The organism is Cupriavidus sp. YR651 (assembly GCF_900101625.1).
Taxonomy (GTDB): Bacteria; Pseudomonadota; Gammaproteobacteria; order Burkholderiales; family Burkholderiaceae; genus Cupriavidus.
Genome location: NZ_FMYZ01000017.1, coordinates 68,854 through 88,405, shown reverse-complemented (window position 1 = coordinate 88,405; position 19,552 = coordinate 68,854). Strand labels below are relative to the sequence as shown.

The 19,552-nt window shown below is 59.8% G+C and carries 19 protein-coding genes and 2 pseudogenes; 16 read left to right on the top strand and 5 right to left on the bottom strand.

The window, feature by feature from the left end:
- The 6 genes and pseudogenes from BLR29_RS28600 to BLR29_RS28575 all read left to right on the top strand — a co-directional run.
- Positions 1-502, top strand: a 502-nt coding sequence (locus BLR29_RS28600) for a cbb3-type cytochrome c oxidase subunit I (protein ID WP_176861085.1), incomplete at its 5' end; no start/stop codon positions are given.
- A gap of 16 nt (positions 503-518) precedes the next feature.
- The gene (locus BLR29_RS28595) at positions 519-1,130 is read left to right on the top strand and encodes a cbb3-type cytochrome c oxidase subunit II (RefSeq protein ID WP_092142389.1); all 612 of its coding nucleotides are present in this window, start codon (positions 519-521) and stop codon (positions 1,128-1,130) included.
- 16 nt (positions 1,131-1,146) lie between these two features.
- The gene (locus BLR29_RS28590; RefSeq protein ID WP_255371485.1) at positions 1,147-1,749 is read left to right on the top strand and encodes a c-type cytochrome; all 603 of its coding nucleotides are present in this window, start codon (positions 1,147-1,149) and stop codon (positions 1,747-1,749) included.
- A gap of 162 nt (positions 1,750-1,911) precedes the next feature.
- On the top strand, positions 1,912-2,487 hold the full coding sequence (locus tag BLR29_RS28585) for an SCO family protein (protein ID WP_176861084.1): 576 nt from the start codon (positions 1,912-1,914) through the stop codon (positions 2,485-2,487).
- The gene (locus tag BLR29_RS28580; protein ID WP_143018554.1) at positions 2,433-3,083 is read left to right on the top strand and encodes a hypothetical protein; all 651 of its coding nucleotides are present in this window, start codon (positions 2,433-2,435) and stop codon (positions 3,081-3,083) included. Before BLR29_RS28585 ends, BLR29_RS28580 begins: the two co-directional genes overlap by 55 nt.
- Positions 3,084-3,463: 380 nt before the next feature.
- A pseudogene (locus BLR29_RS28575) lies at positions 3,464-4,699 on the top strand (IS66 family transposase); the annotation flags it as partial.
- 551 nt (positions 4,700-5,250) lie between these two features.
- Here the strand turns inward: BLR29_RS28575 and BLR29_RS28570 are convergent.
- On the bottom strand, positions 5,251-6,156 hold the full coding sequence (locus BLR29_RS28570; RefSeq protein ID WP_092142380.1) for a LysR family transcriptional regulator: 906 nt from the start codon (positions 6,154-6,156) through the stop codon (positions 5,251-5,253).
- 135 nt (positions 6,157-6,291) lie between these two features.
- Between BLR29_RS28570 and BLR29_RS28565 the strand changes: the two genes are divergently transcribed.
- From BLR29_RS28565 to BLR29_RS28550, 4 genes are read left to right on the top strand one after another with little or no spacing between them, the layout of a single operon-like run.
- Positions 6,292-7,254 (top strand): tripartite tricarboxylate transporter substrate binding protein, encoded by a 963-nt coding sequence (locus BLR29_RS28565; RefSeq protein WP_092142377.1) that lies wholly within the window; start codon positions 6,292-6,294, stop codon positions 7,252-7,254.
- A 40-nt stretch (positions 7,255-7,294) separates the two neighbouring features.
- Positions 7,295-8,287 (top strand): Bug family tripartite tricarboxylate transporter substrate binding protein, encoded by a 993-nt coding sequence (locus tag BLR29_RS28560; protein WP_092142374.1) that lies wholly within the window; start codon positions 7,295-7,297, stop codon positions 8,285-8,287.
- Positions 8,288-8,291: 4 nt separating this feature from the next.
- Complete coding sequence (locus BLR29_RS28555) at positions 8,292-9,176, top strand: HpcH/HpaI aldolase/citrate lyase family protein (RefSeq protein ID WP_092142371.1); 885 nt, start codon at positions 8,292-8,294, stop codon at positions 9,174-9,176.
- Positions 9,173-10,096: an isocitrate lyase/PEP mutase family protein gene (locus tag BLR29_RS28550; RefSeq protein WP_092142368.1), complete on the top strand. Its 924-nt coding sequence runs from the start codon at positions 9,173-9,175 to the stop codon at positions 10,094-10,096. The genes BLR29_RS28555 and BLR29_RS28550 overlap by 4 nt, the downstream gene beginning before the upstream one ends.
- A gap of 358 nt (positions 10,097-10,454) precedes the next feature.
- On the opposite strand, the pseudogene BLR29_RS28545 reads toward BLR29_RS28550, so the two are convergent.
- Positions 10,455-10,915 (bottom strand): annotated as a pseudogene (locus tag BLR29_RS28545) (PfkB family carbohydrate kinase); the annotation flags it as partial.
- 407 nt (positions 10,916-11,322) lie between these two features.
- On the opposite strand from BLR29_RS28545, the gene BLR29_RS28540 reads away from it, so the two are divergent.
- Positions 11,323-11,706, top strand: a complete 384-nt coding sequence (locus BLR29_RS28540) for a glycoside hydrolase family 75 protein (protein WP_092142365.1) — start codon at positions 11,323-11,325, stop codon at positions 11,704-11,706.
- Between the two features lie 754 nt (positions 11,707-12,460).
- Here BLR29_RS28540 and BLR29_RS28535 read toward each other — a convergent pair.
- From BLR29_RS28535 to BLR29_RS28525, 3 genes are all read right to left on the bottom strand, one after another.
- A complete protein-coding gene (locus BLR29_RS28535; protein WP_092142362.1) occupies positions 12,461-13,741 on the bottom strand; it encodes a GGDEF domain-containing protein in 1,281 nt (426 codons plus the stop codon).
- 221 nt (positions 13,742-13,962) lie between these two features.
- The gene (locus BLR29_RS28530; RefSeq protein WP_092142359.1) at positions 13,963-14,916 is read right to left on the bottom strand and encodes a tripartite tricarboxylate transporter substrate binding protein; all 954 of its coding nucleotides are present in this window, start codon (positions 14,914-14,916) and stop codon (positions 13,963-13,965) included.
- A 78-nt stretch (positions 14,917-14,994) separates the two neighbouring features.
- Positions 14,995-15,573: a GntR family transcriptional regulator gene (locus tag BLR29_RS28525; protein ID WP_092142356.1), complete on the bottom strand. Its 579-nt coding sequence runs from the start codon at positions 15,571-15,573 to the stop codon at positions 14,995-14,997.
- 271 nt (positions 15,574-15,844) lie between these two features.
- On the opposite strand from BLR29_RS28525, the gene BLR29_RS32195 reads away from it, so the two are divergent.
- The 5 genes from BLR29_RS32195 (at position 15,845) to BLR29_RS28500 (ending at position 19,487) form a co-directional block, all read left to right on the top strand.
- The gene (locus BLR29_RS32195; protein WP_143018553.1) at positions 15,845-16,075 is read left to right on the top strand and encodes a hypothetical protein; all 231 of its coding nucleotides are present in this window, start codon (positions 15,845-15,847) and stop codon (positions 16,073-16,075) included.
- 214 nt (positions 16,076-16,289) lie between these two features.
- Complete coding sequence (locus tag BLR29_RS28515) at positions 16,290-16,619, top strand: hypothetical protein (RefSeq protein WP_092142350.1); 330 nt, start codon at positions 16,290-16,292, stop codon at positions 16,617-16,619.
- A gap of 144 nt (positions 16,620-16,763) precedes the next feature.
- On the top strand, positions 16,764-17,588 hold the full coding sequence (locus tag BLR29_RS28510) for a universal stress protein (protein ID WP_092142348.1): 825 nt from the start codon (positions 16,764-16,766) through the stop codon (positions 17,586-17,588).
- A gap of 36 nt (positions 17,589-17,624) precedes the next feature.
- The gene (locus BLR29_RS28505; RefSeq protein WP_092142345.1) at positions 17,625-18,461 is read left to right on the top strand and encodes a universal stress protein; all 837 of its coding nucleotides are present in this window, start codon (positions 17,625-17,627) and stop codon (positions 18,459-18,461) included.
- Between the two features lie 183 nt (positions 18,462-18,644).
- Positions 18,645-19,487 (top strand): universal stress protein, encoded by an 843-nt coding sequence (locus tag BLR29_RS28500; RefSeq protein ID WP_092142342.1) that lies wholly within the window; start codon positions 18,645-18,647, stop codon positions 19,485-19,487.
- The last annotated feature ends 65 nt before the right edge of the window (positions 19,488-19,552 follow it).

Genomic DNA, 19,552 nt, shown 5'->3' with positions numbered 1-19,552 from the left:
CTATTCGCCCACGCTTCGCTTCATCGGCTTTGGCGGCCTGATGTACACGGTCAGTTCGATCCAGGGGGCCTTCGAAGCGCTGCGCAGCCTCAATGTGGTCGTCCATTTCACGCACCATACAGTTGGCCACGCGCATCTGGGGCTGTACGGCTTTGTCACGATGGTGTTCTTCGGCGCCATCTACTTCATCGTGCCGCGCGTGTCCGGCCGTGAGTGGCCATCCCAGTTCCTCATCAGCGCGCACTTCTGGCTGGCTGCGATCGGCATCACGATCTACTTCGTGAGCCTGAGCTACGGCGGCTGGCTGCAGGGTGAAGCGATGCTGGATGCGAGCCGCCCGTTCATTGATTCGGTCACACTGACGCTGCCTTACCTGAGGGCACGCAGCATAGGCGGGGCGCTGATGGCGCTCGGTCATCTCGCCTTTGTCACGCATTTCGTGATGTTGCTACGCGCCAGGCCGGCCGGCAGCAGCACGCCCGCATTGCTGAAGACCGTCTAAGCGCAGGGAAGATCAGATGGAAAACGAAGCAAAACTGTTCGCTGGCGGCATGGCAATGCTCGGCATCGCAACGAGTGCGCTGGTGGTCGTGCCCTATATGACAGCACGCGACGTCAAGCCGGCCGAAGGACTCAAGCCCTATACCAGCGTCGAGCTGCGCGGGCGTCAGCATTACATCGCCAACGGCTGTGTCTACTGCCATTCGCAGCAGCCGCGCGCACGCAGTTTCGCGCCGGACTTCGAGCGGGGGTGGGGCCGCGCGAGCGTGGCCGGTGACTATGCCTATGACTCCCCGCTTCTGCTCGGCAGCATGCGCACCGGGCCCGACCTGCTCAATATCGGTGCGCGCCAGCCCAGCGAGCAATGGCACCTCGGCCACCTGTACCAGCCGCGCGCCTATGTGCCGGGCAGTGTCATGCCCAGTTACCGCTACCTGTTTGAAGCCAGGGACGAGGTCGGGCGCGGCGAGGTCGAAGTGCAGCTTCCGCCCGGGTACGTGCCTGTCGGAAAGCGAGTGGTCGCGCGCCAGGAGGCGCTCGAGTTGGTCGCGTACCTGAAGTCGTTGAACCGGACTTACCCCGTGCTGCCTGCGCTTCCCGAGGGCCAGGCGTCGGCCGCCACCCGCTGAACTTGAGGAATCGACTGTGCAAGATCCCGACATCCTGCCGCAACAGGCGCGCGAGAACTCGGACCCCCACGAGGCCACGAATCCCATGCCGTGGTACATGATCGTGCTGACCGGTTTGCTTCTGGCTTTCGGCATCAGCTATATCGTGCTCGCCGATATCGAGCAGCCTGCCAACTGGGGCGACGGACGCGCCGTGGCTGAACTGTCCGGACCAGCCAGGGGTGGTGCGGGGAAGGTCGATGGCGGTGCGCTGTTCGCCTCGCTGTGCGTGGCGTGCCACCAGGCCAACGGGCAAGGATTGCAAGGCGTGTTTCCGCCACTCGCCGGCTCGGAGTGGGTGGTCGGTCGCGACAGCACGGTCGCGGCGATCGTGTTGCATGGCATCACCGGATCGCTGACCGTCAAGGGCACCACCTACAGCGGCGCGATGCCGGCCTTCAAGGACCAACTCAGCGACGAGCAGCTGGCCGCGGTGCTCAGCCATATCCGTTCGCAGTGGGGCAATGGCGCAGCGCCCGTGCCGGTGGAGACGGTTACCCGCGCCCGCGAGGAACACAAATTGCGTACGGCCCCCTTCGCTGGAGACAAGGAACTGCCTGCACCGGGATCACCAACGTGATGTCCGACGACGCCAACGCTCCTTCCAACCCGCCAGTCCGACCGGGCTAGTACCGCTATGCCAAACGCAACGACAGGGGCGCCGATCGTCACTGCGGGCCGCCCACCGCGGCTGGGTGCGACGCTGGCCCTGTGCGCGCTGTCGCTCGCGGGATTCGCGGCCTTGGCTGGACACCTTACCCACGGCTTCGAGGCCTGGACCTTCGAGGCGCTGCGCCGCCAGGCGGCCATGGAAGGCAAGCTGGTAGCGCCAGCTCTTGCGCTGCGCGATGCGCAGGGCAGATCGTTCCAGCTTTTCGATGCCTCAGCGGTGGGCTCGCCGGTCTATCTGGTGGACTTTGTCTACACCCGCTGCATGACCGTCTGCGCGGCGCTCGGCACCGAGTATCAGCAGATGCAGCGAGCAATGAGTGCCAATCCATCGTCACGAGTGCGTCTGTTGTCAATATCAATCGATCCCGCACATGACGACGCGCGGGCATTGCTGGCCTATGGCAATCGGCACCAGGCCGATCCGGCCAGATGGACGCTGGCCGCCCCGCGCGACGAAGCGGCGGGGCAAGCTGCGCTGCGGCAGTTCGGCCTGATCGCCATTCCCGATGGCTTCGGTGGCTACGTGCACAACGGCGGGATCCATCTGATCGACGCCCAAGGCAAAGTGCACGGCATCTTCGACTACGGGCAATGGCCGCAGGCGCTCAAGGCGGCCAATCGGTTTGCCGAAGGGGCACCTCAGTGAAGGGTCTCGTCACGCCTGTCGCGCGCGGTTTGCTAGGCGCTTCGCCGCTGCTGTGGCTGATGCCAGGCGTGCGGCATGTGTTTGAGGCCAGCATGAGCCTGCATATGCTGCTTCAGTTTCCCTTGCTGCTGGTGGCGGGCTGGGCGATGTCGGCCTGGGCGCCGGCACGCCTAGCCGCATGGCAGGCGCGATGCGATGTCCACGGCCTGTTCAGTGCAACGCTGGTTACAGTCGTTTCGGCCTTCTGGATGATTCCAGCGGCGCTTGACCTGGCGTTGCTCGACGCGCGCGTCGCGGCACTGAAGTACGGTAGCTGGCTGCTCACCGGAATGCTGCTCGCGCAGGGTTGGCGACGCTTGAGCCCGGAGCTGGCCACCTTCTTTCTCGGCAACGTCGCGTGGATGCTATTTACCACCGGCCTGCTGTATCGCGATGCCGAGGCGCGGCTTTGCGTCAGCTATCGCTTCGATGAACAGATCGTCGGAGGGAGCGGCCTGATGGCCTGGGGCGCAATGGTTGCCGCGCTGGCGTGGCTGAAGTTGCGGGTGGTGCTGCGCCATGACAATGCGCAGCGGAAGGAAGGAACCAGCATGTGATAGGCTGGCTTCGCCGACACTGTCCCGGCCGGCGAGATTGCCGTTCTCGGTGGTCGTCGGTTCAATGCCATCGACGCCGCAGACTGGTTCATGGCTGCTACACGGGCCTCGGCGGCCTGAAGATCGGCCGGGAAGTTGCTGCTGTCACGATGGGGGTCATGGCCTGCAGCCTCGACTTGCGCGAGATCCTTTTGGGGCTTGCGCGCCGAGTTACCGAATGCGTATCGCCAAAGGACTGTGCGTGCGCAACAGCAGCGGCGGAAGCGGTTGCCACGGCAACACTGGCGACGAGGATACGGAACATGTATTGGGTCTTCATGGAAATCACCTTGTGGTAGGCAGTTGGGTTGCAGGCACCCCCGTAGGCTAATGCGCGGCGCTTACCGCGCGAAGATATCGTCCATCAACCCGACGATGTGTGCTGTCCGCAGTGCGGCGGAACGCTCAACGAGCTTGGCGAAGACATCGCCGAGCAACTCGAGTACGTGCCCGGGCACTGGCGAGTGAACCGCCATCGTCGACCAAAGAAGGCTTGCGTTCGCTGTGACTGCATCGTCCAAGCGGCCGCGCCCAGCCGGCCCATTGATCGCGGTATGCCGGGTCCTGGCCTGCTCGCCCATGTCCTGGTTGGAAAGTTCTGCGACCATCTTCCCCTGTACCGACAGTCGGCGATATACGCGCGGGATGGCGTCGAGTTGAGCCGCTCGACACTTGCTGATTGGATCGGACAGGCCAGCGCACTACTACGCCCGCTGGTCGATGCCATTCGTCGGTACGTGATGGCGGCGTCTAAGATCCACGCCGACGATACGCCCGTACCCGTACTTGAACCCGGAAACGGCAGGACCAAGACCGGCCGCCTCTGGACCTATGTACGTGACGACAGGCCCGCTGGTTCGGTGGACGCACCAGCCGTCTGGTTCGCGTACAGTCCGAGTCGGTCAGGCGAATATCCGCAGGCTCACCTGAAAGGCTTCAAGGGAATCCTGCAAGCCGACGCGTTCGCAGGGTACAACTCCATCTACACAGACGGCGACGTGCACGAGGCTGGCTGCCTTGCCCACGCGAGACGGAAATTCCACGATCTGTACCTCGCACGCAAGAGCGACGTCAACACTGAGGCGCTGCGCCGGATCGGTGAACTTTACGCAATTGAGGCTGATATCCGCGGGAAACCTCCCGACGAGCGAAGGCGCGTCCGACAGGAACGGGCGCTTCCATTGCTGGAAGCCTTCGAGATCTGGTTACGTTCGACGCTCAGCAAGGTGTCGCCCAAAAGCGATACCGCGAAGGCTATTGGCTACGCATTGAATCAGTGGTCGGCATTGACCCTGTATGCCAGTGACGGTCGCGTTGAGATCGATAACAACGCAGCGGAGCGTGCGCTGCGGGCCGTTGCCCTCGGCCGAAAGAACTTCCTGCACTTCGGCTCTGACAGTGGCGGCGAACGCGGTGCCGCTATCTACTCGCTGGTGGCCTCAGCCAAGTTGAACGGACTCGACCCAGAGGCCTACCTGCGCGACGTCATTGCGCGCATCGCCGACTACCCCGTCAATCGCGTCAGCGAACTGCTGCCATGGGCCATGGCTGAGCAGCTCCGCACGACCGCCGCCTGAAAGCAACCCCGTCGTCAAGAACGCTGTCCGTCGGACGGTTACATTTCAGCCATATCGATCGATGGGACGCCGGACGAATCGGCATATGCCGAATGTCCTCCTGATCCTAAGGCCGTCAGCATCGATGACGGCGATGGCGGCGCAATAGATCCAAACTGGTGTTGCGCGACAGATCCTCAATTCTATGCGTGAGGAACTGGGCACGCGCCAAGTACTGGCGCAGTCCATGTTGCACAAGGAGTCGGCCGGACACGCATATGGACTGCATCGATGGCTGCCCTTACCCCCCGGCTGCGACCGGTATCGACTTGTTCTGCTTGCGCATGACCAAGGGTTGGACATGGCGCCGTCTTATGCGTTTGCTGTTACCGACGCGCCAGCTAATGCAGTACGGATCTCCGTAAGTGGTGCTGCAGATCGAGCTGTGCTTAATTTGGCCATCGGGAAGCTAAGCGCCCTGTTGTAAAGCGGGGCGTAGCGTTTGCCCGACGAAGAGATGTCGTCGACATGGTGCCTCGGGGATCTAGGTCCGGACTTATGTCGATTCGACTCTAGGCTGCCCATAGCGCAGACGGTTCCGAAAAATCAGCGACGTCTTTTGCAATGGACCTCAAGGTCGATATGAGCGATCGCGTGTCGCCGGAGCGCCAATGAAAGCAGTACCTCAGGTTGTGTGGCTGCATGGGACTCGCGAGCTCGGCTAGTTTGCCCGACCGTACCAAGGGCGCAACGTAAGTTAGCGGGAACAGGCTTATGCCAGCACCCGCAATCACTAAGGCTATCAGGGCCGACAGACTGTTACATACAACCGCCCGAGAGAAAGCAATCTGTTGACTCTCAGCCCAACTCTCCAAGGCGCGCGAGAGTCCGGAGTCCGCACCGAGCATGATTACGGGGTGATCAGCAAAACTATTCGGTGTCAGCAGCGTTCCCGGCGGAAGACGATGCGGAGCGGCCATCCAGCGATACTCCAATTCCCCGAGTACATCGTTTGACAGTGCTGTCGACGGACTCGGTCCTGGAATGATTGCGAAGTCAAGTTCGCCTCGCTCGAGACTTCTTTCCAAGCGTCGCGTGAGATCGACTTGGGGCTCTAGGACAAGGTTAGGGTGTCGCTGCCGAACGCGGGCAACAAAATTGGGAAACCAGGTTGACGCAACGAGTTCGCTGATCCCGAATCGCATCGTGCCACGTAGCGATGCCTCAGCATCCAAGTTTGCACGAATGCGGTTCTCCAGCTCAATCATTTGCGCCGCATGATCCAGCAATTGCATGCCGGAATCCGTCAGTGCCGCGCGCTGTCCGCTTCGGTCAAAAAGAGCTCGCCCCAAGTCAGCCTCCAGTTCTGCAATCCGTTTTGAAAGTGTTGATTGCGTCACGTTCAAGCGAGTCGCGGCCACAGAAAAGCTGCCGGCCCTTGCCGCCCAAAGGAAGGCTTCAAGCTGTTTTAGGGTCATAGGACACCTCCTTCAGATCACCACGGGAATGGTATTCCTTTTGTTCATGTCCAGCGGTGAATATTTGTCGCTTTTTTCACCGCCTCCCCAGCGCTATTGTCCGTAGCCGTCATGCTTTCTAGAGGAGACAACAGAATGAAACAAAGCGCGCGATGCATGCTTCTGGCCTTGCTGGCCATCTGTTCGGGGGCGGCCCACGCTGAGTGGCCCGATGACAGACCCATCCAGGTGTACGTTGGTTTCGCGGCAGGAGGAGGGACCGACACGATGGCGCGGACCATGGCCCCTTTCATTCAGAAGTACCTTGGTGGGAAAGCTACGCTCGTGGTCCAAAACAAGCCAGGAGCAGCCGGAGAAATAGCCAACATTGGCCTCATGCGTGCGCGCCCTGACGGCTATACGGTCGGCGTCGTCAATCTGCCAGCCATGGCGTTTGGCCCTCTATACCGCAATACGCAATTTAAGCCGCAATCCCTACAGTTAGTCGCTCGCGTGTTGAGCGATCCCACGATTCTTGTGGCAAAGAAGGATAGTCCGTATAACTCACTCAATGAGATTGTTGCGGCGCTCAAGAAAAATCCGAAATCGCTCACGTTCGGCCATAACGGTGTCGGCACTAATGGCCATCTTGCGTTGCTTCAGCTGCAAAACGCGGCGAAAGTAAAGCTCAATGACATTCCATTTAATGGAACGTCACAATCTAAGACTGCGCTTTTCGGTGGCCATATTGACTTCGCAGCAGTGACGACTGGCGAAATGCAGGACGTCGGGAAGGAGGCGGTGCCATTGAAAATCCTCGTGCAAATGAGTGATCAACGAGCGACAGCCATCCCAGCGGTTCCCACGGCCAAGGAGCAGGGAGTTGACGATGTGATGCCTGCAGAGCGAGGTATCGCCGTTCCGGTCGGGGTGCCTCCTCAGATTGTCGCAAAACTGCGATCTGCGATCCAGTCTACTCTGAAGGATCCTGAATACTTAAAGAAGGCTGCAAATGATACTCCCGTTCTCGCATTTCTTGGTGGAGACGAGTGGCAAAAAGAAATATCTGGGCGCCAACAAACGCTGAAAAAACTTGCCGAAAGCATGCCAAAGGAATAATAGATCATAAATCCAAGATATTCTAATCTTAGACTGCATTATGAAAAAGTCATATTCCATCGACGTGCGTAAATCCATAACGCTCACTGTTGGATTGCTCCTTATTTGTCCCGCCGGAACAGCTACGGCCGAGACCTATCCTTCGAAGCCAATTCACCTCATTGTTCCGTATGCCGCCGGTGGGACAACAGACATTGTAGGGAGGGCTTTTGCACTTGAGCTAGGTAAGCGTCTGGGCCAGCCGGTCGTCGTAGACAATCGAGGCGGCGCAGGGGGGATGATTGGGGCCGCCGCCGTTGCGAGGGCGGAAGCGGATGGCTACACCCTTGGTATTGCGACGGTAAGTACTCTAGCAACCGCGCCGTTGACATCTCGGACTCCATCCTACGACCCGCTGGTCGACTTTTCCCCGATTAGTCTGATCGCATTTGTCCCGAACGTTGTGACGGTGAACCCAAAAATTCCGGCCAAGACACTCTCGGAGTTTATCGCTCTGTTGCGGGTCAATCCTGGGAAATACTCCTATGCGACGTCAGGCGTGGGAAGTATTGCCCATTTGGACGGAGAGCTCTTCAAACGTCTAACGAAGACTGACATTACCCATGTACCGTACCGTGGATCGGGACCTGCGTTGAGCGATACGGTGGCTGGCCAAGTTGCAGCGCAGTTCGACAACGTCTCATCATCTCTAACGTTCATTCGAGCTGGAAAGCTGCGCGCCCTGGCCGTCGCTTCAGATCAGAGGCTGCCGGAGCTGAAGGATGTACCTACCTATGCGGAAGCAGGCCTACCAGAAATGAATAACATGGCTTGGTTCGGCTTAGTTGGCCCAAAAAATTTACCGTCGCTAGTAAATAAAGCTCTCGCCGACGCTAGTAACAACGCTTTGCGCAGCCCGGAACTTATTGCTGCGCTACAGCGAAACGGTGCGATCCCACAAGCAATCAGTACCGATAAATTCGTTCAAATTATCAAGAAAGAATATAACCTGCGTCGAAAAATCGTCGAATCGCAGAATATTACTGTGGATTAAGCAGATGACTGACTATCGACTGCCGGCTTCTTGGTTGTCACTACTATATGTACCGGGCCACGATCTCAAGCGTCTTGAAGACGCAGTGCGTAGCGGAGCCCACGGGGCTCTGCTTGACCTAGAGGACTTTGTACCGGAGTCGGAGAAAGCAAAGGCTCGGCAACTACTTCCCCAAGCAGTTGCCAGGTGCAGGGTAGCTGCGATGGGCGTCGCGGTTCGGATCAACAGGCGCATAGATCGAGCTGTCGCCGACGTTGAACTCGCTGTCAATGCAGGCACGGATGCGATTATGGTAACGAAGACCCTCGGCGCGCAGCACCTCATTTTGCTCGATGAGTTGATTGGTGCTCTGGAGATTCGCTCGCAGCTTCCGCTCGGACGGATCAAGTTGATTGCACTGGTGGAAACTGCAGCCGCCCTCGGTAGGGTGCAAGAAATCTGCAGGTCAACAAAGCGGCTGTATGCCATCGGCCTGGGTGGTGAGGACATAGCGAAAGAATGCTCGATGCACTCGTCGGAAGAGACGTTGCGCCTACCCAAGCAGCAAATGATCTTCGAAGCCATAGCGGCAGGGATCGTCCCGATTGGCTACTTGGCGAGTGTAGCTGACTATAGAAACCAGGAAGAGTTCTCAGCAATGGTGTCACGCTCGAAAGCGTTTGGCTTTCAGGCTGCAACCTGCATCAATGCTGAGCAAGTCGCAGTTGTCAATCAAATATACGCACCGAACGCTCGGGATATTGACTTGGCTAGATCTCTTTTTGAGGGGGACCTCAATCTATCACGCGTTGAAGATACAGGGCACACCCCGCAGGAGTTGGAGGCCGAGCGCCTGCGAGCCGGGTTGGTACTGGCGCGAAATCGTCACCAATGGATCCGTGCGCAATGACGAGTACTACTGCAGGTTCTACGCCGAGTGCCGCAGCAAAGCGGCACCACCTTCGCAAGATGCTCAAGAACGAGCCGTTTATCGTCGCCCCGGCTGTCCATGACGTCTTCAGTCTTCGGTTGGTGGAGAAGGCTGGGTTTCAGAGTGCATGCATCAGCGGAGCAATGTTGTCATATGGAATGCTCGGGGTGCCGGATATTGGGCTGCTGACGCTTTCGGATACAGTTGACCACTGTCGAAAAATCTCTTCTGCATCAAGGATTCCCATTACGGCTGACGCAGATGCTGGCTTTGGCAATTCGCGAGGAGTGTATTACTCGGTCCAACTCTTTGAGGATGCCGGAGCGGCAGGGGTTAATCTTGAAGATCAAGTTGTCCCTAAACGTTGGGGCGCCGGGCCAGGTAAGGAAGTTGTGTCGACCGCGGAGATGGTGTCAAAAATCCGCGCCGCGTCTTCGGCGAGACAAGATGAGAATTTCCTGATCATCATACGATCGGACGCGTTTGCAACTGAGTCGCTAGAGCAGGTGCTGGAGCGGGTAAGCGCCTATCAGGATGCTGGGGCTGACATGCTGCTTCCTATTGCACCTCGGTCTGAAGCCAATGTGGAGCGACTAGTTCATCGTCTGGATATTCCGGTATCTCTGAGCATTGGTACTGGCCTTTGGCCAAGCCCGTCCGCTGCCAACTTGTCACTAGATCGCATCCGCGCGCTTGGAGTCCGTAGAGTTAGCCTTACGACTCTCTTGCATGGTGCTTCAGTGCACGCAATGGGGAAGAGCCTGGTATCACTCCAACGGGTCTTGACTGGGGAAGAAGTTCAGTCGGAACATGAACCCGCAGTAAAGGGCGCGAAGAGTTTGGATGCATTGTTCGATGCGGTCTCACAGTTCGACCTCGAGCGCGCTCTACTGACATAATCGATGGCCTGCGGGTCGGGGATTGCGGAGGCCGACGAAACTGAGGCATTGCTGCGACCGAAGTGGCTCACTACGCCTCCCCCGATTCCTTGACGGTAGCGGTCAATGGCAGTCATCTGAGGTTTGGCTTACAGCCAACGGCAGCTTCCGAAGCAGGCGCGCGCGACCGGCGGTTCCCGGCCGACATGCGAAGCATGGCTTTCGAAGTCACGCTCTGGATCCGGTGCGGCGATAGGCACTAGCGGCGGTGCCTGCCCCTGGCTTTGCAGCTGATAACGGATACGCCGTGACAGTCACGAACGGACGTTGGCAAAAATCCTGGAGCGTAGTTCGGCCCGCCGGCTCGTCGTACAGGGGATTACGCGCTCCGACTTGCGGACTCAAAGTGCGTCTGGACGGTTGGCGCATATGGAATCGGTGCCACCGCGCCAAAGGCCATAGTCGATAGGGCTGCGGCCGTATCCGCATAGCGGGCTGCGTCGAAAGGGCTCGCTCCGGCAGCCAACCGAGCGATGAAGCAGGCGCCGAAGCAGTCGCCAGCGCCGCTAGCGTGAACAGATTGGACGGGATGCGGAGCGACCAAGCGGCGGGAGTCTGGCGTCGCAATGTACGCGCCTTCACGTCCCGAGCTTCAATGCCGCAAGTTCCGCGCCATATCCCAACAAACAGTCGACGATCGCATCGCGGTCATTCCATCCAGCGATGGCAGTAATGTCATCCCAACTAGGTAGGCAGATATCGGTCAGATAGAGCGCTTCTCGGATGATGGCGCGTGCGCGCTGCAACGGCCATGAGCCGTAGCCGAAGGTTTGTGTCAAACTGTCAAACGTCACTCTGCGGATTCTGACGTAGGCCCGCCCGCGCATGGCTGCGCGGGCGCCAGAGGCAACTACCGACCCATCTGAGACGTCCGGCCGCATTGAGGCGAGCGGCTGCTTCACCGGCAAGCGGTCGATCGCCGAATTGCCTACTCATCCGGAGGGTCTTTTTCGATTGGGGTATTTGGGTGAAATCCCCGGCAATAAAGGCGGCGCGCCTGCCCGAAACCCGACTCGGCCGTTTCGGGCCGAACCGGAGTAGCAACTGAATTCTAAGCTCCAGAGGCCAATCAGTTTTCGAAATGCGATGGAATCAAACGTGTTTGAAGACGTTCAATCTCCCGTGACCGAGGGAGGGCGACTTTGGTACGGTTGCAAGAGTGATCCGAGCAAGCTGACCCGCCTTGAATCCAGTCCAAGACTCACTGTCGGCCCGTCGATGCGGATGAGATCCCCTATATTGTGATCCCAGACAATGGTTCGGCACGCATCGGGCGTCGACGTTTCGCAAGCTTGACAAAGATTCGTATGGGCGATTTTGGCGTCGTAGTTGCCAATGACAAGGTCATCCCCGTCATTGTTGCGGATATTGGTCCGACCAACAAGATTGGTGAAGGATCCGCAGCGCTGCTCAGCAGGCTCGCCAAGGAGGGGCAGGCACACACGCTTGCGGAGGGCGTGCGCTATATCGTGTTTCCTGGGACGTCGCTGACTCGCGAGGTGAACGCCGACAAACTAGCGTTAGAAATAGGGAAAAAAATCGAACTGTATGAGCGGCTTTTGCTGCCGTAGATGTGCTAAGGGTCTTTCTGAGATAGGAGTGTCATAACACGGGGGACCTGGGAGCATGGAAACGAATGCCATTTGCGTTCTCGCTCTATTGGTGATGCTTGGGGGTTGCAGCGCAGTAGTTGCCGATGGCGTTTCAAGTCAGCGGGGCAACTCTGTAGACGCGGTTTCAACTCCGTCGCAAGCCGGAGCAGCGAGTACCGATAGTGGCGCGCAGAGGTCAGCCGCCTTTTAATCCGTGGTGCCGGATGTCGGAGGCGTGAGAGAGATCCTTGCTTGCCCTAGTCACTGTCTTCGCTACACACCGGTTCTGGCACTGCCTGCTGGCGGATATATCGACGTTATCATTGATAAGGCGACCCAGGCCAGTGCTGTGCTTACGAGCTGGCCGAGCACTGCAGAAGAGACAAATCGGATTCTCAGAAATATCTCAACGAATGTGGCAGTGAAAGACGATTCCGCGTCGGGATCATTTGGTATTTTTTTTCTGGCTCCCACTCGAAGAAGCAATACGTTATCGATTTCATGAAGTGGCGAGGCGAGCCACTAACAGATACCAACAATACCTAGCAAGACGTCAGTTCGGGCAGACTGCGATGCGGATGTAGCATGACGCGCTGAAGGAATTGGGTATCCCGAGACGCGTGTTCACTACGAAGTGTTCGGCCCTGATCTGTTTGCCGATTAGCAGTAAGTCCGGTGGGAGCGATTTGATTGCAAAGCGAACGGCCGGATACCGTGATCCTCGCTGTTGGATCTACGGTGCATCCATGCAATCGACACGACGCGGATACCTGTCCGATACCTCCGAATCAAATATCGATAGCGGTAACGAACCCACGTCCTGTGCCACCGATTTGAAGGGCCATTCGCGGCACCGGATACTGTTACGGCCAGAGTTCTTAGCTTCATAAAGCAACGCGTCGGCGGCTGCAATCAAACACTCGTCGGCAATGTCGCCCTCCACAGCCGAAAAATTGACAGCTAACACACCAAAGCTCGCCGTAGTGGCGATGTTTCGACCGTGCCCATCAATCGTCGGACTACCAGCAATCGTCGCACGTAGCCGTTCTGCAACGAGCAAAGCACCGTCAAGGTCGGTTTGCGCAAGAACCAGAAGGAACTCTTCGCCGCCATTGCGCACCACACTGTCCACGTGTTTGCGGGTCATTTCCTGAAGCAGTGCCGAGACGTGCTGCAGCACGGCGTCACCGGCTTGGTGCCCATGCGCGTCATTGATCGACTTGAAACGATCTATGTCGCATACCACCAAGGTCAACCATTGCTTGTGCCGGCGTGCCTTCGCAATTACCGTCGGTAGTAGCGTTTCATGCAGATGGCGTCGGTTGTAGCAACCAGTAAGATGGTCCCTTATCGACAAAAGCTTCAGATCTATCAGGACACGATACTCGTCGCGCCAGAGCCGATGATAGCGACGCGCTGCCACAATTCCGAAGCTATTTGCCAGCAGCAACAGCATCGTCATGGTCAGTGCTTCAGAGGATCTCAGATTTCCCTTATACGCTGCGATCAAGATGAACGCTGCTGTGGTTGCGACAGCGATGCCCTTTGCAACGATCAACCGGTTGGGGATGAACAAGTAGACGACGATCAGCATGATGCACAGAGACATCCCATGTAATAAGATTTCGGCCGAACGAAACCAAACGATGAGCATGAACGTCGCCATCCCTATAACCTCAGCGGCGCTTGCTGCAATCCGGAGACCCGCTAGGGGTTCGGGCTGACTACGGATCAGTTGCAAGCCCATGATTGCTGTGATTGCGACCAGCATGCGGCCAACGAACAAGATCAATGCCACATGCTCATAGCCCAGGGCAGCCACATCCGTCATGGCAAATGCCAAATAGAAGGCGGAACAGAAAATCAGCGTAAGTCGTAAGGACGACCGGCTGCGGTCCAGATGGTGGCGCTGGAAGGCAAGCTCCGTTTTTGCATTGCGGAACTCCACGCGCAGTCGGTCGATTGCAAATTCGGATGGAGATTCGGGATTGAAGGTTTTGTGTGCCGATTCCATATTCGAAACAATTTATTGCATTTCCAGCGACACCAGGATAGCGCCGCCATGGCTTCGCCACCGTTTGATGCCTATTCGAGAAACACCGCTGCAGTCTTTCCAACTTCATGCAGCGCTGCGCCCAGTGAGGCTGCCAGCTAGAGGATGTTCCGGTGCGCGGGGCCGAATGTGTTCATCGAGGTCTCCGTGGTTTAGATGGCGCCGCTCATGTGCGGATCGCGTTATTCGGGTTTGACGTTGCCGTCCTTGAGCACTTTGGCCCAGAGCCGCGTCTGAGTGTCGATAAAGCGCGTGGCATCGGCCGGTGGGGCAGCCACCACCTCGCCGCCCAGTTCAGTCACGCGCTGTCGGATTTCCGGACTGCTCATGACCTTCTGCAGTGCATCGGACAGCTTCGCGACGATGGCCTCGGGCGTGCCTGCTGGCACGAACGCGGCGTTCCATTCATAGACCTCGTAGCCCGTCACGCCTGCTTCTGCCATGGTGGGCACGGAAGGCAGCGCCGATGTGCGCGCATGGCTTGTCACGGCGAGCGGCCGTAGTTTGCCCGCCTTGATGTGCTGCAGGCTCGAGGCTACATTGGCGAAGAACAGCGGCACCTGGCCGGCAATGACATCGGTCATCGCGGGGCCGCCGCCCTTGTAAGGGACGTGCAGCAGGTCCACGTTGGCAAGCTGCTCGAACAACACGCCGGACAGATGTTGTGCCGAGCCATTGCCCGACGACGCAAACGCCACGGTGCCTGGCTTCTGCCTGGCCAGCGCCAATACGTCCTTGACCGTCGTGGTCGGGACGGCAGGATTGGCGACCAGCACATTGGGATAGCGCGCCAGCACGCAAATTGCCCGGAACGCCTTGGTCAGATCATAGGGCAGGCGTGGATACAGGCTCGGGTTCACCGCGTAGGAGGAAGCGTCCACCATGAGCGTGTAAGCGTCGGCTGCTGCCTTGGCCACATATGACGCACCGATCTGGCCACCGGCACCGGGTCGGTTTTCCACGATCACCGTCTGGCCGAGTTCACGCCCGAGTCCCGGCGCGATCAGCCGGGCCATTAGGTCGGCGCCGCCGCCAGGCGGATACGTGACGACGAGGGTGACGGGGCGTGTGGGCCATGACGTGGCGGGGTCGCGGGGTCCGCAGCGTGCAGCAGAGCAGGCTGCAAGGCAAGGCATACGCCGGCGGCGGCCACCGCGGGTTGAGTCGGGGAAGGCATGAGGGGCGTCTCCGTCGATGGTGAATGGCCTCTTGGTTCAGCGGATCTCGGCTGAGTAGCGGAAGGCATACGCATCGCCCCGGGTGAGCCGGTATTCGACGCACTGGCCCTGGATGTCGAACGCCTGGCGCGTGACCATGGCACAGGGGTGGGACGGGGGCAGCGCGAGCAGGCCGGCTTCTTCCGCGTCGAGCAGCCGGAATGTGACGTCGTCCATCGCCCGGTGAATGGTGATGCCACACCGCTGCCTCAGAAGGGGATAAAGCAGTTCGCCCCATTCGTCCACCGGTGTGTCCTGAAGCGCCGCGCAGCGCGGCAATGGCAGCCAGATAGATTCGAGCAAGCGGGGGTTGTCCTCCACCCAGCGTCGACGCGAGATGAACAGTCCCCGCGCGCCGGTATCGAGGCCGAAGTGGCTGGCGAGCACAGCAATGGCCTGACGGATCGTGCCGAGCGCGATGCCAAATTCGCCCGCCAGCGTGCTTTCGGCTGGAATGGCCGTGCCTGGCGACCATTCGTCCGTTACGATTTTTTCTTGCAGTTGCGCCGCAATCTGCCCATAGCGGCTCATACCCGCTGTAGCGGCGCCAGGTTGGCGCATGATGTTGTCTGGCATCTCGCGTCCGCGTTAAATTTGAACTGCTATAGAGGACTAGAGTACTCGGATCGTGCCCGCTGGCCATATCAGGGGTAACCCGCACAGAGGAGATTGGGCCGATGACGACAAGCCCGGCGCTGGTGGATCGCCGCAGGCAAGCAGAGTCTCCATACACAGGCAATCCTAAAAATGCCATTAACCGCCACCATCGACGCCCAACAACCTCCTTAATGAAAACCCGTTTCTTGACTTTGTCGGCTGGCTTACACGCAGCGAGCGGAAGAAGCGCTTGGGCTTCTATCTGGATTCGGAGATCGCGAACATCGCCTGGCAGTGCTCCGCGATTGGCGCGACAAGCGGCGAGGCACTGTTCGTTCTGTTGCACCGTTTAGCAAACGATCCGATTCTTGAGGCACGAGTGGACGTCTCGCATGCCGCAGGTCAGGTAATCGCAGGCTCGTTCTCGCGTACCGTGCGGGCGGGGCGCGCCAGTGGGGGTCTCGGGAAAAAAGACGCTTGATGCGCACGACTACGATATCGACGGTGCTCAGGTTGGCAACTCAGGAGAGTTTCATTTCGACGCGGCCGCAGGTACTTACCTCGAGCTCGTCGACGACACAATCAGGGCAGCGCTGCGGTCTGCGTCGATCTTTGGCTACCTCGGCATTCGCTTCACGCCCCGTGCATCTGCCCTCATAGCTATGTAGCAGTATGGGCTCACGGTTTGCGTTGAGGTGTCAACAATCCGCTCGCGCCTCGAAGACGTCTATGCCACTTTCTGGCGCGAGGTCCACCATTGGGCACGAGCGCGCGGCGCGATCCCGCACTGGGGCCAGGAGATTCGTCACACGCGAGCCGATCTGGCGGCTCTTCTTTACGGCAATTCGCTGGTTCGTTGGTGCACCGTTCTTGCCGATCTAGTGGACGGGTTCCCTGAGGTCTTTAGGACCGACTTCAGTCTCGACAAAGGCTTGGAGCCTCTTTCGATTGCTTCGCCGATCGTTAACGAGATCGACGATGATGTCGATACATTTTTACTGGGTCTGAACGCTGGCTCCGATTAACGTAGCCGATGTGTGTCAGCGCAACCGCGCGGCCGCGCGATGCGCAATCCTTGATTTGTCGCAAGGCTTCACTGCCGCTTCGGCATAGATTGAGATCATCAGCCCGCCCCGCAAATGCTTAGCGTTCCCCTGCAAGGATTAGCGATGGATTTCAAGACGATTCTCGTGGATCTCGGTGACGATGCGGCCCGCGACGCACGTATTGCGGCAGCGGCCGTGCTGGCAGAAAAGTCCGCCGGATTCGTGGTGGGGCTGACCGCCATGGGTACCCAGCCACAGCCGTTTGCGGGCGCTGGAGCCGAGGCAGGCCACTATGCTGAACTTCAGGCCAGAGGAATCAAACGACTGGCGGCGCGCGACGCTGACGCGATGCACCGTGTGCTTGAGCAAACCGCGCCGGGAGTGTGCAGCGCACAAATGGTGGTGGAGGAGGAAATCGGCTGGGCGCTGGCGATGCACGGCCGCGCGGCGGACATCATGCTTCCCGCGCCGCCGTCGGCAGACGAAACATCTCCCGCACCCATGGCCAAATCTGCCGAGTACGCGCTGCTGCACGCGGGCAGGCCGATGCTGCTGATGCCGCCGCATACGTCATTGGGTCTGGATGGCCATGCCCTCGTGGGGTGGAACGGCCGGCGCGAGGCATCGCGTGCGCTCGCCGATGCCTTGCCACTGCTCGCGCTGGCCTCTCGCGTCACGATCCTTGTCCTCGTTACCGACAGCGGGATTGACGACGAGGGTGCGAGTGATCTCGCGCCCTGGCTGGCGCGGCACGACATCGGCGCGACGATTCGTGTCGAGGAGTGCGCCGCTGTCGATGATGCGTTGCCCAGGATCGTCAGCGAAGTGCAACCGGCGCTGCTTGTCGCCGGCGGGTACGGGCATTCTCGCCTGGGCGAACTGATCGCCGGCGGCACCACGCGTACGCTGCTGCGCAGCTGCACGGTGCCCTTGTTCATGTCGCACTGACGCCTGGCGCACACATCCAGACCCCGGGAGACCCTCATGGCATACCACACCATATTTGCGCATCTCGACGCCAGCGCTCGTGCGTTTCACCGCTTGGAGCTTGGCAGGCAACTGGCGCACACGCACGGCTGCCGCCTGGTTGGGCTGTTCGCCAGCTTCTCTCCGGAAACCACGTGGTTGTATCTGACGAAGGAGGCGGCCCGCTATCTCGAGGAGGACCGTGCCAGACGAGATGCCTTACGCGACGCCGTTCGCCAGCGCTTCGAGCACGAGATGTCGGACCAGTCCATCGAATGGGAATGGCGGAACGTCGAGGGCGATCCCGTTACGGCAGTATTGCGCGAGGCGCGGGAAGCGAGCCTTTTGATCGTGGGCCAGTTCGATGCCAACGACCCTCACGGCTTTATCGCACCCAAGTTTGTCGAATCACTGGTGCTGGAGTCAGGCCGTCCGGTACTCGTCGTGCCGAGCGCGGGCGAGTTCCCGCATGTGGGGCAGCGCGCGCTGGTGGCCTGGGACGGCGGACGCGAAGCCGCGCGTGCGCTGCACGATGCGCTGCCGCTGCTGGCAGGTTCCGCGGTCGAGTTGTTCTGCGCCAGCACCGCGACACAGGCGCTCAGGACGGACGCCGCGCCGGTAAGTCATGCAGCGCGGTTGCTCGAGCGCCAGGGTGCAACCGTGTCCATCCATCACAGCCCGGCTGGCGCAGACATGATAATCGGCGAGCGGATGCTCTCTCACGCGGCAGACTTCGATGCGGATCTGATCGTCATGGGCGCCTACGGCCATGGCCGGTTTCGCGAGCTGGCGCTGGGAGGCGTGACCCGGACCCTGCTGGCCTCGATGACAGTGCCCGTCTTGATGTCGCATTGACGAATGGTGGCATTGTGTTAGTTCACTTGCACCGGCGCCCAGCCCTCGTTTGCCTGCTGCTGGCTACGCTCATCTCTGGATGTGCCGGTGGCCCGGGCTTTCTAAAGCCACCGAAGCCGCGCACGCAGGCTGGCATTGAACAAATTTTGGTTACAGTCCTGATGTGGACGAAAGGAACGCGGCGTGACCTACAAGACCATTCTCGTTGAAGTGGGAACGGATCCCGGATGCCGCGACCGCGTGCGCGCCGCTGCGGCGCTTGCGGCTAGGTTCGGCGCCCACCTCGCCGGGCTCACCCCAACGGGTATCCGACTCGGTGCCGTACGCGGCGGCATCGATGATGCCACGCATCTGGCGGAACTGGAGCGCGACCGGTTGCGCAACCAGGCCTTTTCCTTTGGCGGCATGATGCGCGACATGGTTGCCGAGGCCGGCGCCGACATCTCGTTTTCGCATGACGTCATTGAAGACGAGGCGGGCAGGGCCTTCGTGCTGCGAGGCAAGTCGGCAGACCTAGTGGTGATGGCGCAGCGTCCCCCGTATGGGGTCGCGCCCTTGCTTGTCACGGATCTGCCGGAGCAGGTGCTGCTTGGCACAGGGCGACCCGTGATCATCGTTCCGCAACTCCCGCCGCCGCCCTTGCACGGCGGGCACCTCGTCGTAGCCTGGGACGGGGGACGCGAGGCCGCGCGCGCAGTGGCCGATGCGCTGCCGCTGCTGTTGCACGCCCGGCACGTCACCGTGGTTGCTGCCGGCGATGTGTCGACGGCAGCGCACGGTGACGGTGCCGGCCTCGGGGCATTGCGTACGTGGTTGCTACGGCACGGCATCGTGGCTGGCCACCATGCCGTGCCGCCAGGCCACGAGCCGCCGGCCGATGCGATTCTTGCCGCGGTCGAAGTGGTGCGGGCGGACATGCTGGTGGCCGGTTGCTACGGTCATTCGCGAGTGCGGGAGCTCGTCATGGGCGGCACCACGCGCTCGCTACTGCATCGTGCGCCGCTGCCGGTCATGATGTCTCACTGAATTTAGGTGCCCCACTGAGGATACATCGATGAATATCGGATTCTTGTGGTCGCACCAATACAGCG